Source organism: Blastococcus sp. SYSU D01042 (genome assembly GCF_054050515.1).
Map to the genome: position 1 here is coordinate 90,573 of NZ_JBJGZM010000002.1, position 16,560 is coordinate 107,132.

Sequence of the window (16,560 nt, forward strand, 5' to 3'; positions counted from 1 at the left end):
GCAGAGCGCGGACGATTCGTCGCGGAGCGGGTGACCGGGATCGAACCGGCATGGCCAGCTTGGAAGGCTGGGGCTCTACCATTGAGCTACACCCGCGAGGTGCTCGGTCAGCGTAACGGGCCAGGCGGGATGGTCGGCACCAACCCGCAGGCGGCGCCGCTACGGTGCACGGCGTGACGCAGACCACGTGGATGGACGCCACCGCCCAGGCCGAGCTCGTGCGCAGCGGCCAGGCCAGCCCGCTCGAGCTCGTCGAGGACGCCATCGAGCGGATCGAGCGGGTCGACCCGCAGCTCGACGCGGTGATCCGCGAACGGTTCGACGACGCCCGCAAGGAGGCGGCCGGAGACCTCCCGGACGGCCCGTTCCGCGGCGTCCCGATCCTCTACAAGGACCTCGGCTGCCACGTCGCCGGCGAGGCCACCAACTACGGGACCTCGTTCCTCCGCGACGCCGACGTCCGCTGGCCGTCCGACAGCTACCTCGCCCGGCAGTTCCGCGCCGCGGGTTTCGTCTCCGTCGGCCGCACCAACGTGCCCGAGTTCGGCACCACCATCACCACCGAGCCGGTCGCGCACCGGCCGGCCCGCAACCCCTGGAACACCGGCCACTCCACCGGCGGCTCCAGCGGCGGCTCGGCAGCAGCGGTCGCGGCCGGACTGGTCCCGGTGGCGCACGCCAACGACGGCGGCGGGTCGATCCGCATCCCCGCCAGCGAGTGCGGCCTGGTCGGCCTCAAGCCCACCCGCGCCCGCGTGAGCCAGGGCCCCGACGTGGGGGAGGGGTGGGCCGGCGCCACCATCGACGGCGCCGTCACCCGCACGGTCCGCGACGCCGCCGCCGTCCTCGACGCCATCAGCCACGCCATGCCGGGGGACCCCTACCCGGCGCCGCCGTTCGCCCGCCCGCTGGCGGCCGAGGTGGGTGCGCCCGTCGGGCGGCTGCGCGTCGGGCTGCTCGACGCCGCCGAGGGGCAGGGATTCGTGGCCGATCCGGACTGCCGGGCCGCCGTCGCGAAGGCCGGGCAGCTGCTGGAGGGCCTGGGCTGCGCGGTGGAGCCCGGGACGCCGGAGGCGATGTTCGACGAGCAGTTCACCCGCTTCTTCACCGCCACGATCGCCGCCGACACCGCCCTGACGCTGGCCGCGCTCGAGCAGCTGCTCGGCCGCGAGGTGGCCGACGACGAACTGGAGCCGCGCAACGCCCTCTACCGGGCGATCGGCCGCCGGATGCCCGCCACCGACTACCTCGGCGCACGGGCCTGGCTCGGCGGCTGGGTCCGCCGGATGGCCGGCTTCTGGGCGCCGGGGGAGCAGGGCGGCCAGGGCTTCGACCTGCTCGTCACCCCGACCGTCGCCACACCCCCGCCCGAGCTCGGCTGGTTCGCCGCCGGTGGACCGGAGGACGAGGGGCGCCGGATCGGCTCCTTCATGCCTTTCACCGCGCAGTTCAACGTGACCGGCCAGCCGGCGGTCAGCCTGCCGCTGCACTGGACCGACGACGGCCTGCCGGTCGGCGTCCAGCTGGTCGCCGCGTTCGGCCGCGAGGACGTCCTCGTCCGGGTCGCCGCGGCGCTGGAGGAGGCCGCGCCGTGGGCCGACCGCCGTCCGCCGGTGTCCGCCTGACCCGTCGGCTGTCCGGGAGGTGGTGCCGCACGCCTAGACTCGGGCGGCCGCGGGGTGTGGCGCAGCTTGGTAGCGCACCTGCTTTGGGAGCAGGGGGCCGCAGGTTCAAATCCTGTCACCCCGACAACTCCGCCAGCCGCATCCCGGCCCGCCGTCGCCCCGCCCGCCGCCCGTAGACTCGTGGGTCGACGCGGCGCCGTCGACCACCGGGCGCCCCCACCAGCCGTCTTACCGAGGAGCACTGCCGCTGTGAAGAGCACCATCGAGGAACTGGGCCCCACGCGGGTCCGGATGGCGATCGAGGTGGCTTGGGGGGACCTGGACCACGCCTTCGGTGAGGTCTACAAGGAGCTGGGCAAGCAGGTCCGCGTCCCCGGTTTCCGCCCGGGCAAGGTCCCGAACCGCGTCCTCGACCAGCGCATCGGCCGTCCCGTCGTCCTGGAGCAGGTCGTCCAGCACGCCATCCCGGAGGTCTACTCCGAGGTCGTCCGCGAGAACCAGGTCCGCGTCCTCGGCCAGCCCGAGATCGAGGTGACCAAGCTCGAGGACAACGAGACCCTCGAGTTCACCGCCGAGGTCGACGTCGCCCCGCAGCTGGAGCTGCCCGCGCTGGACTCCCTCGCGGTCACCGTCGACGACGTCGCCGTCGAGGACGACGAGATCGACCAGCAGGTCGACGTCATGCGCGAGCGCTTCGGCATGCTCCAGGCCGTCGAGCGCGCCGCCCAGGACGGCGACTTCGTCTCCATCGACCTGGAGGCCAAGCTCGGTGACCAGGTGCTCGAGGACGGCTCGACCACCGGCATGTCCTACGAGGTCGGCTCCGGCAACCTCATGGAGGGCCTCGACGACGCCGTCCGTGGGCTGTCCGCCGAGGAGTCGAAGACGTTCCAGACCGCGCTGCTCTCCGGCCCCAACGCCGGCGAGACCGCCGACGTCACCGTCACCGTTCGCTCGGTGAAGGAGAAGGAGCTCCCCGAGCTCGACGACGACTTCGCCTCCACCGCCAGCGAGTTCGACACCCTCGACGAGCTGCGCGAGGACGTCCGCACCCGCCTGGCCCGCACCAAGACCCTCCAGCAGGGCGCGCAGGCCCGCGACAAGCTGGTCGAGCACCTGCTCGAGGCCGTCGAGGTGCCGATGCCGGAGAACCTGGTCGAGCGCGAGATCGAGTGGCGCAACCGTGCCTTCGAGGGCGAGCTGCAGCAGGCCGGCATGGACTGGGACAGCTTCCTCAAGATGTCCGGCGTCGAGAGCCGCGAGGCCTACGACGCCGACCAGCGCAAGAACGTCGAGGAGGCCGTCCGGACGCAGTTCATCCTGGACGCGATCGCCGACGCCCGTGAGGTCACCGTCGACAACGACGACCTCTCCGCGCAGATCATGGCCCAGGCCCAGCGCAACCGGATGAGCCCGGAGCAGTACGCGCAGCAGCTGCAGCAGGGCAACAACATCGCCGAGTTCGTCGCCGACGTGCGCCGGACGAAGACGCTGGCCCAGCTGCTCGAGCAGACGACGATCACCGATGCCTCGGGCAACGTCGTCGACCTGGAGGCGCTGCGCCCGAAGACGGTGCAGGCGCCGGCTGCCGACGCCGAGGACGAGGACGCCGACGACGAGGACGACATCGCCGTCGAGGCCGTCGCCACCGAGGCCGCAGAGGGCGCGACCGAGGACACCGAGGACGTCTCGAAGGCCTGACGCACGACGCCCAGGACGCCGCTCCACCCGATGCCGGGTGGGGCGGCGTCCGTCGTCTCCGGGTGCTCGTCCCGGTGCAGCCGCTGCGCCGTCGGCGAACACCACCCGTTGCGGGACTTGCACGTCGGAGGTGCGCGTTAGGGTCGACAGGACTCAGGCGAACTGCCGGGGGGCACCGCTCCCCGGGGGCCGTCGAGGCCCGCACCATCGCCCCACGAGACCGACTGCCGGACAGTCCTACGGAGGTCACCGCACCCGTGAGCACCACCGACCCGAACCTGGCCAGCGCCCCGCAGCTGCGCGGCGCTGCCGGGGGGATGAACCTCAACGACTCGGTCTACGAGCGCCTGCTGCGCGAGCGGATCATCTTCCTGGGCACCCAGGTCGACGACGTCATCGCCAACCAGCTGGCCGCCCAGATGCTGCTCCTGTCCGCCGAGGACCCCAAGAGCGACATCCACCTCTACATCAACTCGCCCGGTGGCTCGGTCAGCGCCGGCATGGCCATCTACGACACGATGCAGTTCATCGACTGCGACGTCGCCACCTACGGCATGGGCCTGGCCGCCTCGATGGGCCAGTTCCTGCTCACCGCCGGCACCAAGGGCAAGCGCTACGCCCTGCCGCACGCGCGGATCATGATGCACCAGCCCTCGGCGGGCGTCGGCGGCACCGCGGCCGACATCGCCATCCAGGCCGACCTGTTCCGCCGCACCAAGCGGGAGCTCAACGAGCTGCAGTCGCAGCACACCGGGCAGAGCGTCGAGCAGATCGAGAAGGACTCCGACCGCGACCGGTGGTTCACCGCGCAGGAGGCCCTCGAGTACGGCTTCGTCGACCACGTGGTCAGCAGGGCGACCATGACCGACAGCGCCAACCCGGTCACCGACAACTGAGTCCGGAGGGACACTCATGAGCTTCCAGATGCCCTCCAGCCGGTACATCCTGCCCTCCTTCGTGGAGCGCACGAGCTACGGCATGAAGGAGTCCAACCCCTACAACAAGCTCTTCGAGGAGCGCATCATCTTCCTCGGGGTGCAGATCGACGACGCCTCGGCCAACGACGTCATGGCCCAGCTCATCACGCTGGAGTCCACCGACCCGGACCGCGACATCACGATCTACATCAACTCGCCGGGTGGCTCGTTCACCTCGCTCATGGCGATCTACGACACCATGATGTTCGTCCGTCCCGACATCCAGACCGTCTGCATGGGCCAGGCCGCCTCGGCTGCCGCCGTCCTGCTCGCGGCCGGGACGCCGGGCAAGCGACTGGCCCTGCCGTACTCCCGCGTGCTGATCCACCAGCCCTCGGGTGAGGCGGGCGGTCAGGTCTCCGACCTCGAGATCCACGCCGCCGAGATCGAGCGCGTGCGGACGCAGATGGAGGAGATCCTGGCGCGGCACACCGGCCGGACGGCCGACCAGGTCCGCACCGACATCGACCGCGACAAGATCCTCACCGCCCAGGAGGCGAAGGACTACGGCATCGTCGACCAGGTCATCCAGAGCCGGAAGCTGAACGCGCTCCCGACGGCCTGATGCTCGGCGCGAGCCGGGGACGCGCGTGTCGCGTCCCCGGCTCGTACCGTCGTACTGCGGCGGTTCGGGAGGCGACTCCCGGGCCGGGGCAGGGGCCGAGAGGCGAGCGAGACGGAAGTGGGAGGGCCGCCGCGAAGCCGGGTGAGTCATTGCCCGGAGGCGTCGGTGGTGGCAGGTACGTTCGGCGGACGCCCGAACCCCGGCTGACAGCGCCGGGACGAGAGCCCCGTCGAGCGGGGACGGCAGCGGCGAAGTGCACGACGACGCAGGCACCTGGCTCCAGGGCTGCGAATCCGATGTGGAGGTCAGCAGGTGGCACGAATCGGTGAGAGCGGTGACCTGCTCAAGTGCTCCTTCTGCGGGAAGAGCCAGAAGCAGGTCAAGAAGCTCATCGCGGGCCCCGGGGTCTACATCTGCGACGAGTGCATCGACCTCTGCAACGAGATCATCGAGGAAGAGCTCTCGGAGTCCTCGGACCTGAAGTTCGACGAGCTGCCGAAGCCGAAGGAGATCCACGACTTCCTCGAGCAGTACGTCATCGGGCAGGACCAGGCCAAGCGCACGCTCTCGGTGGCCGTCTACAACCACTACAAGCGCATCCAGGCCGGCGGTGACCGCGCCTCCCGCGAGGACACCGTCGAGCTGGCGAAGTCCAACATCCTGCTGATGGGCCCGACCGGGTGCGGCAAGACCCACCTGGCGCAGACCCTCGCGCGGATGCTGAACGTCCCGTTCGCGATCGCCGACGCCACGGCGCTGACCGAGGCCGGCTACGTCGGCGAGGACGTCGAGAACATCCTGCTCAAGCTGATCCAGGCCGCCGACTACGACGTGAAGCGCGCCGAGACCGGCATCATCTACATCGACGAGGTCGACAAGATCGCCCGCAAGAGCGAGAACCCGTCGATCACCCGCGACGTCTCCGGTGAGGGCGTCCAGCAGGCGCTGCTGAAGATCCTCGAGGGCACCACGGCCTCGGTTCCCCCGCAGGGCGGCCGCAAGCACCCGCACCAGGAGTTCATCCAGATCGACACGACGAACGTGCTGTTCATCGTGGGCGGCGCCTTCGCCGGCCTGGACAAGGTCATCGAGGCCCGCACCAGCAAGCAGGGCATCGGCTTCGGCGCGGAGGTCCGCGGCAAGGCCGAGATCGCCGAGGCCAACGCCTTCGCCGAGGTCATGCCCGAGGACCTGCTGAAGTTCGGCATGATCCCCGAGTTCATCGGCCGGCTCCCGGTGATCACCAGCGTGCAGAAGCTGGACCGCGAGGCGCTGATCAACATCCTGACCGAGCCCAAGAACGCCCTGGTGCGCCAGTACCGGAAGCTCTTCGAGCTCGACGGGGTGGAGCTGGAGTTCACCGACGACGCCCTCGAGGCGATCGCCGACCAGGCGATCCTGCGCGGCACCGGCGCCCGTGGCCTCCGCGCGATCATGGAGGAGGTGCTGCAGTCGGTGATGTACGACGTCCCGAGCCGGGACGACGTCGCCTCCGTGGTGATCACCAAGGAGGTCGTGCTGGAGCACGTCAACCCGACCATCGTGCCGCGCAAGCCCACCCGCGAGCGCCGCGAGAAGTCCGCCTGACCTGACCGCCGACCAGCCCGCTCCCCACCCCGGGGAGCGGGCTGGTCGCGTTCCGGGTCCGGAGGTGTGCGCTGACGCCCAGTTCTATCGCCCAGAACCGGGCGTCAGCGCACTCCCTCGCGTCACTCGTCCACAGATCGCCGGCGCGGACCCCGTTGCCGGTCCGCGCTGGCCAGGCTCGACCGCATGGCACACGACGTGGACGCGCTCCTCGGTCCGGCGGGGTGGATCGGGTGGGACGCCTTGACCAGCCGGGTGGACCGCAAGACGGTCGCCAGCTGGGTCGGCACCGGGCGGCTCGAACGGCTCCAGCCGGGGGTGTACGCGCTGCCCTCCGCCGTCGGCGACCGACGGATCCGGCTCGAGGCGGCGGTGCGGAGCAGCCGGGGCTTGCTGAGCCACCGGACGGCCCTGGAGCAGTGGCGGCTGATGCCCCCGAGCAACGGTCCGATCCACCTCACGGTGGAGAACTCGCGGAGCGGCCGGGGCACGGCAGGCATCCACATCCACCGTTCGCGAGCGCTGCGCGACTGCGAGCGGCGAGCCGACGGACTGCCCGTCACGAGCGTCGAGCGGTCGATCGTCGACGCCTGGGGGCGTCCGGCTGGGCTCACGCGGGCGGAACTGCGCGCAGCGGCGATCGACGCGGTCCGCGGTCGGATGTGCGGGCCGCACGATCTGCTCCGCGAGATCGATAGACGGCCGTGCCTGGCGGGCAGGGCGGCGCTGGTGGAACTCGTGCGCCTCTTGGCCGAGGGCTGCCGGAGCGAGCTGGAGATCTGGGGCTGCCTGCACGTGCTGCGTGGTCCCGGCATGCCGTCGTTCGGTCTGCAGCGCCGGATCGAGGTGGCGGGGGAGAGCTTCTTCCTCGACGCTGCCTGCGATGAGGTGCTGCTCGCGGTCGAGATGGATGGCGCCGCATGGCACGGGTCGACGGCTCAGCGGGAGCGCGACATCCGTCGTGACGCGCTGATAGCGACCATCGGCTGGCAGACCCTGCGCTTCGGGTATCGCCGCCTGACCACCCAGCCGGACGCGTGCCGGTGGGACATCCGCTCGGCCTACGACGCCCGGTGGCGTCTGCTCGGGCTCGACGAAGTGCGCTGAGGCCCGGTTTCGGAGCTCAGAACCGGGCCTCAGCGCACACGCTCGACGGGCTACGAGGCGTCGGGGGTCTCTGCCAGGACGACCTCGACGCTCAGCTCGCCTTCACCCGGCTGCACCGAGAGCGTGGCGATCCGGCCCGCGTCGACGAGGTCGGTTCGGCCGGCCTCGATGAGCGGCACCTGCGCGGCCGGTGCGGTGACCGTCGCCGTCTCGACGTCGGCGCGCATGGAGACCTTCGCGTCGGACTTGGCCTTGCGCACCCCGGCCAGCGCAGCCGCGGTCGCCGTCACCACGGCAGGGTCGCCGGTCGCGGGCAGCGCGGAGGCCACCGGCCACGCGGCGCGGTGCACCGAGCCGGCCTGCCACCAGGACCAGACCTCCTCGGTCACGAACGGCAGCACAGGGGCGAACAGCCGCAGCTGCACCTCGAGGGCCACCGCCAGCGCGGCCTGAGCGGACGTCGCCGCCGGCCCGTCGCCGTATGCGCGGGACTTCACCAGCTCCACGTAGTCGTCGCAGAACGACCAGAAGAAGGTCTCGCTGACCTCGAGCGCACGGGTGTAGTTGTAGGCCTCCATGGCCGCGGTCGCCTCGTCGACCACCCGGCCCAGCGCGGTGAGCAGCCCCAGGTCGATCGGCTCGGTGACCTGCTCGACCGTCGACGCCGACGAGGCGCCCAGGCCCAGCACGAACTTGCCGACGTTGAGGATCTTCATCGCCAGCCGGCGGCCGACCTTCATCTGCGTCTCATCGAACGGCGAGTCCGCACCCGGCCGCGCGCCGGCGGCCCGCCAGCGGACGGCGTCGGTGCCGTAGCGCTCGAGGACGTCGATCGGCGTGGTGGCGTTGCCCTTGGACTTCGACATCTTCTTGCGGTCGGGGTCGACGACGAAGCCCGAGATCGCCGCGTGCGACCACGGCACCGCCCCGAACTCGTAGTGGGAGCGGACCACCGTTGAGAACAGCCAGGTCCGGATGATGTCGTGCGCCTGCGGCCGCAGGTCCATGGGGAAGACCGCGCCGAACAGCTCGGGGTCCGTGCCCCAACCCGAGGCGACCTGCGGGGACAGCGACGAGGTCGCCCAGGTGTCCATGACGTCGGGGTCGGCCATGAACCCGCCGGGCACGCCGCGCTGGTCCTCGGTGAACCCCGGCGGGACGTCGGAGGACGGGTCGACCGGCAGCGACTCCTCCGGCGCGAGCAGGGGCGCCGAGTAGTCCGGCTCGCCGGCCTCGTCGAGCCGGTACCAGACCGGGAAGGGGACGCCGAAGAAGCGCTGGCGGCTGATCAACCAGTCGCCGTTGAGGCCCTCGACCCAGTTCTCGTAACGGTGCCGCATGTGCTCGGGCACCCACTGGATCTCCCGGCCGCGGGCCACCAGGGCCTCCCGCAGGTCTGCGTCCCGGCCGCCGTTGCGGATGTACCACTGCCGCGTGGTGACGATCTCGAGCGGGCGGTCGCCCTTCTCGTAGAACTTGACCGGGTGGGTGATGGGCTTGGGCTCGCCGTCCAGGTCACCGGACTCGCGCAGCAGCTCCACGACCCGCTGCTGGGCGCTGAACGACGTCTTCCCGGCCAGCTCGTCGTAGGGCGACGCCGGGACGCCGTCCGGTGCGTCGGGGAGCAGTCGGCCGTCCCAGCCCACGATGGCGCGGGTGGGCAGCTGCAGCTCGCGCCACCAGGTGACGTCGTTGAGGTCGCCGAAGGTGCAGATCATCGCGATGCCGGAACCCTTGTCCGGCTCGGCCAGGCGGTGCGCCACCACCGGCACCTCGACGCCGAACAGCGGCGTCCGGACCGTCGTGCCGAACAGCGGCTGGTAGCGCTCGTCATCGGGGTGCGCCACCAGGGCCACGCAGGCGGGCAGCAGCTCGGGGCGGGTCGTCTCGATGAACACCGGGCCGTCGGCCGAGTGGAACGCGATGCGGTGGTAGGCGCCGGGGCGTTCGCGGTCCTCCAGCTCGGCCTGGGCGACGGCGGTGCGGAAGGTGACGTCCCAGAGGGTCGGGGCCTCCTGCGCGTAGGCCTCACCGCGGGCCAGGTTCTGCAGGAACATCTTCTGCGCCGTGGCGCGGGAGACCTCCGAGATCGTGCGGTAGACGTTCGACCAGTCCACCGAGAGCCCGACGCGGCGCCAGAGCTTCTCGAACTCCGCCTCGTCGGCCTCGGTCAGCTGCATGCACAGCTCGACGAAGTTGCGCCGCGAGATCGGCAGCTGGTCCTTGCCGGGCTTGGCCGGCGGCTCGAACGAGGGGTCGTAGGGCAGCGACGGGTCGCACCGGACGCCGTAGTAGTTCTGCACCCGGCGCTCGGTCGGCAGCCCGTTGTCGTCCCAGCCCATGGGGTAGAAGACGTGCCTGCCCCGCATCCGCTGGTAGCGGGCGATGAAGTCGGTGTGGGTGTAGCTGAAGACGTGCCCGACGTGCAGCGAGCCCGACGCCGTGGGCGGCGGGGTGTCGATCGAGTAGATCTGCTCGCGGGGGGTCGCGGGGTCCAGCGCGGCGGTGCGGTCGAAGGCGTAGGTGTCCTCGGCGGCCCACCGCCCGACCCACTTCTCCTCGAGCCCGTCGACGGTCGGCTTCTCGGGTACGTCGACGGTCGCAGCCGGGGCAGGAGTGGCCGAGGTCGCGATGTCGGGTGCCATGTGCCTCAGTCTAGGAACCTCCCGGCTGGCATCCTGAGCAGGATGAGCAGCAGCAGCACCGGTGAACTGGCCCGGGTCGAGGAGGAGCTGCTCGCCCGCTGGCCGGAGAGCCGGCTCGAGCCCTCGTTGACCCGCATCGCCGCCCTGGTCGACCTCCTCGGCAACCCGCACCGGGCGATGCCGGTCATCCAGGTCGCCGGCACCAACGGCAAGACGACGACGGCGCGGATGATCGACGAGCTGCTGCGCGGGTTCGGCCTGCGCGTGGGCCGCTTCACCAGTCCGCACCTGGAGTCGATGCGCGAGCGGATCGTCCTCGACGGCGAGCCGGTGAGCGCCGAGCGGTTCGTCGAGACCTACGCCGACATCGCTCCCTACGTGCAGATGGTGGACGCCGCCGGCGAGCACCCCATGAGCTTCTTCGAGGTCATGGTGGGCATGGCGTACGCGCTGTTCGCCGACGCGCCGGTCGACGTCGCCGTCATCGAGGTCGGCATGGGCGGCACCTGGGACGCGACGAACGTCGCCGACGCGCGGGTCGCCGTCGTCACCCCGGTGGCCATGGACCACGCCGAGTACCTCGGTCCGGACGTCGCCACCATCGCGGGGGAGAAGGCCGGGATCATCAAGCCCGACTCGATCGCGGTCCTGGCCCACCAGCAGCCGGGCGCGCTGGACTCGCTGATCCGCCGGGCCGTCGAGGTCGACGTCGTCGTCGCACGGGAGGGCACCGAGTTCGGCGTCCTCGAGCGCCGGGTGGCCGTCGGCGGGCAGCAGGTGCGCCTGCAGGGTCTGGGCGGCGAGTACGACGAGGTCTACCTGCCGCTGTTCGGCGCCCACCAGGCGCAGAACGCCGCGACCGCGCTGGCCGCCGTCGAGGCGTTCCTGGGCGCCGGCGCGGCCACCGGTCCGATCGAGCAGGAGACGGTGCGCGCCGCGTTCGGCGCGGTCCGCTCGCCCGGCCGGCTGGAGCGGGTGCGCACCAGCCCGACGGTGCTGGTCGACGCCGCGCACAACCCCGCCGGGATGGCGGCGACGGTCGAGGCGATCCGCGAGTCCTTCGACTTCACCCGCCTGGTCGGGGTGGTGGCCGCGGTCCGCGGCAAGGACGTCGCCGGGATGCTGGCCGCGCTCGAGGAGGTCTGCGCCGAGCTCGTCGTCACCCAGAACAGCTCGGAGCGGGCGCTCCCCGCCGACGAGCTGGGCGCCCTGGCCGTCGACGTCTTCGGCGCCGACCGGGTCAGCGTGTCGCCGCGGCTCGGCGAGGCGATCACCGAGGCGATCGAGCTGGCCGAGGCCGGCCCCGACGACGCGCTCGGCGGCTCCGGGGTCCTGGTGACCGGCAGCGTGATCACCGCGGGGGAGGCCCGCACCCTGCTGCAGGGCCGCCGTCCGTGAAGGCGACCGACCCGGTCCGGGCCGGCCGGGCGCTGGGCGGGGCCGCCGCGGCGATCCTCGCGCTGGAAGGCATCGCCGTCCTGTTCGTGCCGCGGGCCATCGCGCCGACCGACGGGCTCGGCGCGGTCCGGCTGACGCTGCTGGTCGGGCTGGCGCTGGTGCTGATCCTGGCCAGCGGCATCCAGCGCCGGGAGCGCGGGCTGGTCATCGGCACCGCCCTGCAGGTCCCGCTGCTGGCCACCGGCCTCATGACCAGCGCGATGTGGTTCGTCGCCGGGGCGTTCCTGCTCATCTGGCTCTACCTGCTGCAGGTGCGCCGGGAGCTCATCGGCACGATGTTCGGCCCGGTCCCGGTGGCCGGCCCGGACGGCGCCGCGGACTGATGGGCCACGGAGGACCCGTGCCCCACCTCTTCAGCGAGTTCACGCTCAAGGGCGTCACCCTGCGCAACCGCATCGGCATGAGCCCGATGACGATGTACCGGTCGACGGACGGCCGGCTGTCCGACTACCACCTCATGTACCTCGGCGCCCGGGCCGCGGGCGGGTTCGGGCTGGTCTTCCCCGAGCAGGTGGCCGTCGTCCCGGAGGGGCGCACGAGCGTGCACTGCGCGGGCATCTACGAGGACGCGCAGATCGAGGGCCACGCCCGCGTCACCGCGATGATCCGCGAGATGGGCGGCGTGCCGGGCATCCAGCTGGGACACACCGGGCGCAGCGGCAGCGAGGAGCCGCCGTGGGCCGGCTGGGGGCAGATCGCGCCGGACGCCCCGGAGGGCTGGCAGGTGGTCGGGCCGTCGGAGGTGCCCTACGGGGCGCCCCGCCGGCCGTACCCGGTGCGCGCGCTGACCGTCGAGGAGATCGCGCAGCTGCACCGGCGCTACGCGGACGCCGCGGTGCGGGCGCTCGAGGCCGGCTACCAGTGGCTGGAGCTGCACTTCGCGCACGGCTACCTCGGGTCGAGCTTCTTCTCGCCGCTGGCCAACCGGCGCGAGGACCGCTACGGCGGCAGCCTCGAGAACCGGGCGCGCTTCCTGCTCGAGGCGCTGGACGCCGTGCGCGCGGTGTGGCCGGAGCACCTGCCGCTGACGATGCGCCTGGGCGCTGACGACTTCCACCCCGAGGGCACGCAGTTCGACGACGCCCTGGTCGCGATCGGCTGGATGAAGGAGCGTGGGCTCGACCTGGCCGACGTGAGCATGGGCGGCAACACCGACGACATGACCGAGCCGCTGTGGAACCAGCCCGGCGCCTGGGTCGCGCGGGCCGGCCGGATCAGGCGCGAGGTGGGCATCCCCGTCGCGACCAGCTGGAACCTCGGCGTCCCGGAGAACGCCGATGCCGCGGTCCGGTCCGGCGACGTCGACGTCGTCCTGCTCGGTCGGCCGGCGCTGGCCAATCCGCACTGGCCGGTGTGGGCCGCCCGCGAGCTGGGGCACCCCGACCCCTTCGCGCTCGTGCCCGGCGACTGGGGGTGGTGGCTGCGGCACTTCCGCGGCCACGCCCCGAGCATCGGCTGGCCGGAGACCGGCCCGTAGGCTCCCGGTCCGTGACCGAACGCACCCTTGTCCTCGTCAAGCCCGACGGCGTCGCCCGTGGCCTCGTCGGCGAGGTGATCACCCGCCTGGAGCGCAAGGGCCTGCGCCTGGCCGCCGCCGAGCTGCGGACGCTGACCGCCGACGTCGCCGAGACGCACTACGCCGAGCACCGCGAGCGGCCGTTCTTCGGCTCGCTGGTCGAGTTCATCACCAGCGGTCCGCTGATGGCCCTGGTCGTCGAGGGGCCGCGGGCCATCGAGGCGTTCCGCGCGCTGGCCGGCGCGACCGACCCGGTGAAGGCCGGCCCCGGCACGATCCGCGGTGACTTCGCCCTCGAGGTGCAGAACAACATCGTGCACGGCTCGGACTCGCCGGAGTCCGCGGCCCGCGAGATCGGGCTGTTCTTCCCCGACCTGGGCTGAGCCTGCGGTCGTGGCCGGTCGGGGTGGTCGCCCCGGCGGCTACCCTGGACCGGTCATGACTGCAGAGCTCCGCACCACCGCCGGCGAGTCGCTCTACCCGCGACTCGAGCCGCTGCTGGCCCAGATCCAGAAGCCCATCCAGTACGTGGGCGGTGAGCTCAACGCCCAGGTGAAGCACTGGGACGCCGCCAGCGTGCACTGGGCGCTCATGTACCCCGACGCCTACGAGGTCGGGCTGCCCAACCAGGGCCTGATGATCCTCTACGAGGTGCTCAACGAGCGGTCCGACGCCCTGGCCGAGCGCACCTACGCCGTCTGGCCCGACCTCGCCGCGCTCATGCGCGAGCACGGCGTCCCGCAGTTCACCGTCGACGGGCACCGCGCCGTCGCGGACTTCGACCTGCTCGGGGTCAGCTTCGCCACCGAGCTCGGCTACACCAACCTGCTCGAGGCGCTCGACCTCGCCGGGGTCCCGCTGCACGCGGTCGACCGCGACGAGAGCCACCCCGTGGTCGTCGCCGGCGGTCACGCCGCGTTCAACCCCGAGCCGGTCGCGGACTTCGTCGACTGCGCCGTCCTCGGTGACGGCGAGCAGGTGGTCGGCGACATCACCGACGTCGTCAAGGCGTGGAAGGCGCAGGACCGCCCGGGTGGCCGGGAGGAGCTCCTCGCCCGCCTCGCGCGGGTCGACGGCGTGTACGTGCCGCGCTTCTACGCGGTCTCCTACGCCGAGGACGGCGCCATCGCCGGCGTGACCCGCACCCGGGACGACGTCCCGGCGAAGGTCGGCAAGCGCACCGTCATGGACCTCGACGAGTGGCCCTACCCCAAGCAGCCGCTCGTGCCGAACGCCGAGAGCGTGCACGAGCGGATGAGCGTCGAGATCTTCCGCGGCTGCACCCGTGGTTGCCGCTTCTGCCAGGCGGGGATGATCACCCGCCCGGTGCGCGAGCGCACCATCACCGGCATCGGCTCGATGGTCGACCAGGGGCTCAAGGCGACCGGGTACGAGGAGGTCGGCCTGCTCAGCCTCTCCAGCGCCGACCACTCCGAGATCGGGCAGCTGGCCAAGGAGCTGGCCGATCGCTACGAGGGCACCAACACCGGCCTGAGCCTGCCGAGCACCCGCGTCGACGCCTTCAACGTCACGCTGGCCAACGAGCTGTCCCGCAACGGCCGCCGCAGCGGGCTGACCTTCGCCCCCGAGGGCGGCAGCGAGCGGATCCGCCGGGTCATCAACAAGACGGTGTCCAAGGAGGACCTCGTCCGCACGGTGACCACCGCCTACGCCAACGGCTGGACGCAGGTGAAGCTCTACTTCATGTGCGGCCTGCCCACCGAGACCGACGAGGACGTCCTGGAGATCGCCGACCTCGCGGTCGAGGTGATCCGCGCCGGGCGCGAGGCCAGCGGCCGCAAGGACATCCGCTGCACCGTCTCCATCGGCGGCTTCGTGCCCAAGCCGCACACCCCGTTCCAGTGGGCCGGCCAGGCCAGCGCCGAGACGATCGACCACCGGCTGCGGGTGCTCCGCGCCAAGATCAACGAGGACCGGCGGATCGGTCGCTCGATCGGCCTGCGGTACCACGACGGCAAGCCCGGCGTGATCGAGGGCCTGCTCTCCCGCGGCGACCGCCGCGTGGGCCGGGTCATCGAGCGCGTCTGGCGCGAGGGCGGCCGGTTCGACGGCTGGAGCGAGCACTTCTCCTACGAGCGGTGGACGCAGGCCGCGGCCGAGGAGCTCGCCACCTTCGGCGTCGACCTCGACTGGTACACCACCCGCGAGCGCACGGAGCACGAGATCCTGCCCTGGGACCACCTGGACTCCGGGCTGGACAAGGAGTGGCTCTGGGAGGACTGGCAGGACGCCCTGTCCGAGGAGGAGGTCGCCGACTGCCGGTGGACCCCCTGCTACGACTGCGGGGTCTGCCCGACCAACGGCACCGAGATCCAGATCGGGCCCACGGGTCGCAGCCTGCTCCCGCTCACGGTGGTCTGATGGCCCGCCAGCCCGACGGGCCGCCGCCCCCGCCGACGGTCCAGAAGCTGCGCATCCGCTACGCCAAGCGCGGGCGGCTGCGCTTCGCCTCGCACCGCGACCTGGCGCGGGCCCTCGAGCGCGCGCTGCGCCGGGCGCGGGTGCCGATGGCCTTCTCCGCCGGCTTCAGCCCGCACCCCAAGATCTCCTACCTCGGCGCCGCCCCGACCGGCGCGGCCAGCGAGGCGGAGTACGTCGAGATCGGCCTGGCGGTGCGGTGCGACCCGGAGGCGGTGCGCGCCGCGCTGGACGCCGCCCTGCCCGAGGACATCGCCGTCCTCGAGTGCGTGGAGGCGCAGGAGGGCACCGGCTCGCTGGCCGACCGGATCGATGCCGCGGTGTGGCGGGTGGAGCTGCCCGGGGTCGACCCCGATGAGCTCGCGCGGGCCGTCGAGGCCTTCCTCGCCGCCGACGTCGTCACGGTCGCCAAGCGCACCAAGAACGGCCTCAAGGACGTCGACGCCCGGGTGGCCGTGACCAGCGCGTCGGCGTCGGCCGGGGCAGGTTGTGCCATACTGCACATGGTCGTCCGGCAGGTGACGCCCGCCGTACGACCCGACGACGTGTTGGCCGCCCTGGCTGCCGTCGCCGACCTGCGCCCGCCGTTGCCCCCCCGGGCCGTGCGTGAGGCGCAGGGCCGGCTCGACGACACCGGGACCGTGGTCGATCCGCTCGGACCCGACCGCACGGCGGGAGCCCCCGACCAGGAGGCGCACGCCGCAGTCTGACCGACGGAGGCCCCGGGGCCCGCGCACCGTCGCCCGCGACACGGCTGCCAGACGTGCCGCACCCGCAGACCACAGCACCACCCGCACAGCACCACCGCAGTCCGGCTCCCCGCCGCGGCAACCGTCGCGCGGGAGCCGCCCACAGACTTCGCAGGGCGAGCCAGTCGCCGTGACCCGCGCGACGGCCCGCCCCGCCCTGAACCGTGCTCCTGTGCGGCCGCCAGTCATCC

General features: G+C 72.2%; 13 protein-coding genes and 2 tRNA genes. 13 read left to right on the top strand and 2 right to left on the bottom strand.

Translation table 11 applies throughout. The features are described from left to right. Nucleotides 1-25: 25 nt before the first annotated feature. A tRNA-Gly gene (locus tag ACI79H_RS04580) sits at nucleotides 26-96 on the bottom strand. A 77-nt stretch (nucleotides 97-173) separates the two neighbouring features. Between ACI79H_RS04580 and ACI79H_RS04585 the strand changes: the two genes are divergently transcribed. The 7 genes from ACI79H_RS04585 to ACI79H_RS04615 all read left to right on the top strand — a co-directional run bounded on the left by ACI79H_RS04585 (nucleotide 174) and on the right by ACI79H_RS04615 (nucleotide 7,562). Further along, entirely contained in the window at nucleotides 174-1,625 is a 1,452-nt protein-coding gene (locus ACI79H_RS04585; RefSeq protein ID WP_456553196.1) for an amidase, read from the top strand. A 50-nt stretch (nucleotides 1,626-1,675) separates the two neighbouring features. Next, a tRNA-Pro gene (locus ACI79H_RS04590) sits at nucleotides 1,676-1,749 on the top strand. Between the two features lie 125 nt (nucleotides 1,750-1,874). Next, nucleotides 1,875-3,326, top strand: a complete 1,452-nt coding sequence (gene tig, locus ACI79H_RS04595) for a trigger factor (protein ID WP_456553197.1) — start codon at nucleotides 1,875-1,877, stop codon at nucleotides 3,324-3,326. 257 nt (nucleotides 3,327-3,583) lie between these two features. Then, nucleotides 3,584-4,222, top strand: a complete 639-nt coding sequence (locus ACI79H_RS04600; RefSeq protein ID WP_456553198.1) for an ATP-dependent Clp protease proteolytic subunit — start codon at nucleotides 3,584-3,586, stop codon at nucleotides 4,220-4,222. Between the two features lie 16 nt (nucleotides 4,223-4,238). Continuing rightward, the gene (locus tag ACI79H_RS04605; protein ID WP_456553199.1) at nucleotides 4,239-4,868 is read left to right on the top strand and encodes an ATP-dependent Clp protease proteolytic subunit; all 630 of its coding nucleotides are present in this window, start codon (nucleotides 4,239-4,241) and stop codon (nucleotides 4,866-4,868) included. A 312-nt stretch (nucleotides 4,869-5,180) separates the two neighbouring features. Then, nucleotides 5,181-6,455, top strand: a complete 1,275-nt coding sequence (clpX, locus tag ACI79H_RS04610) for an ATP-dependent Clp protease ATP-binding subunit ClpX (RefSeq protein ID WP_456553200.1) — start codon at nucleotides 5,181-5,183, stop codon at nucleotides 6,453-6,455. Between the two features lie 186 nt (nucleotides 6,456-6,641). After that, on the top strand, nucleotides 6,642-7,562 hold the full coding sequence (locus ACI79H_RS04615; protein WP_456553201.1) for a DUF559 domain-containing protein: 921 nt from the start codon (nucleotides 6,642-6,644) through the stop codon (nucleotides 7,560-7,562). A gap of 50 nt (nucleotides 7,563-7,612) precedes the next feature. Here the strand turns inward: ACI79H_RS04615 and valS are convergent, their stop codons facing one another. Beyond that, complete coding sequence (gene valS / locus ACI79H_RS04620) at nucleotides 7,613-10,207, bottom strand: valine--tRNA ligase (RefSeq protein ID WP_456553202.1); 2,595 nt, start codon at nucleotides 10,205-10,207, stop codon at nucleotides 7,613-7,615. 42 nt (nucleotides 10,208-10,249) lie between these two features. On the opposite strand from valS, the gene ACI79H_RS04625 reads away from it, so the two are divergent. Genes ACI79H_RS04625 through ACI79H_RS04650 form a run of 6 tightly spaced genes read left to right on the top strand, consistent with a single transcriptional unit; the run spans nucleotide 10,250 to nucleotide 16,330 of the window. Further along, nucleotides 10,250-11,605, top strand: coding sequence for a bifunctional folylpolyglutamate synthase/dihydrofolate synthase (locus ACI79H_RS04625; protein WP_456553203.1), 1,356 nt, complete (start codon nucleotides 10,250-10,252; stop codon nucleotides 11,603-11,605). Further along, nucleotides 11,602-11,988 carry a DUF4233 domain-containing protein gene (locus tag ACI79H_RS04630; RefSeq protein ID WP_456553204.1) on the top strand — a complete coding sequence of 129 codons (387 nt, stop codon included), beginning with the start codon at nucleotides 11,602-11,604 and terminating at the stop codon, nucleotides 11,986-11,988. Before ACI79H_RS04625 ends, ACI79H_RS04630 begins: the two co-directional genes overlap by 4 nt. A gap of 17 nt (nucleotides 11,989-12,005) precedes the next feature. Further along, nucleotides 12,006-13,142: an NADH:flavin oxidoreductase/NADH oxidase gene (locus ACI79H_RS04635; RefSeq protein WP_456553205.1), complete on the top strand. Its 1,137-nt coding sequence runs from the start codon at nucleotides 12,006-12,008 to the stop codon at nucleotides 13,140-13,142. Nucleotides 13,143-13,153: 11 nt separating this feature from the next. After that, complete coding sequence (ndk, locus tag ACI79H_RS04640; protein WP_456553206.1) at nucleotides 13,154-13,564, top strand: nucleoside-diphosphate kinase; 411 nt, start codon at nucleotides 13,154-13,156, stop codon at nucleotides 13,562-13,564. Nucleotides 13,565-13,619: 55 nt separating this feature from the next. After that, entirely contained in the window at nucleotides 13,620-15,563 is a 1,944-nt protein-coding gene (locus ACI79H_RS04645) for a TIGR03960 family B12-binding radical SAM protein (protein ID WP_456553207.1), read from the top strand. Further along, nucleotides 15,563-16,330 carry a TIGR03936 family radical SAM-associated protein gene (locus tag ACI79H_RS04650; protein ID WP_456553208.1) on the top strand — a complete coding sequence of 256 codons (768 nt, stop codon included), beginning with the start codon at nucleotides 15,563-15,565 and terminating at the stop codon, nucleotides 16,328-16,330. Before ACI79H_RS04645 ends, ACI79H_RS04650 begins: the two co-directional genes overlap by 1 nt. The last annotated feature ends 230 nt before the right edge of the window (nucleotides 16,331-16,560 follow it).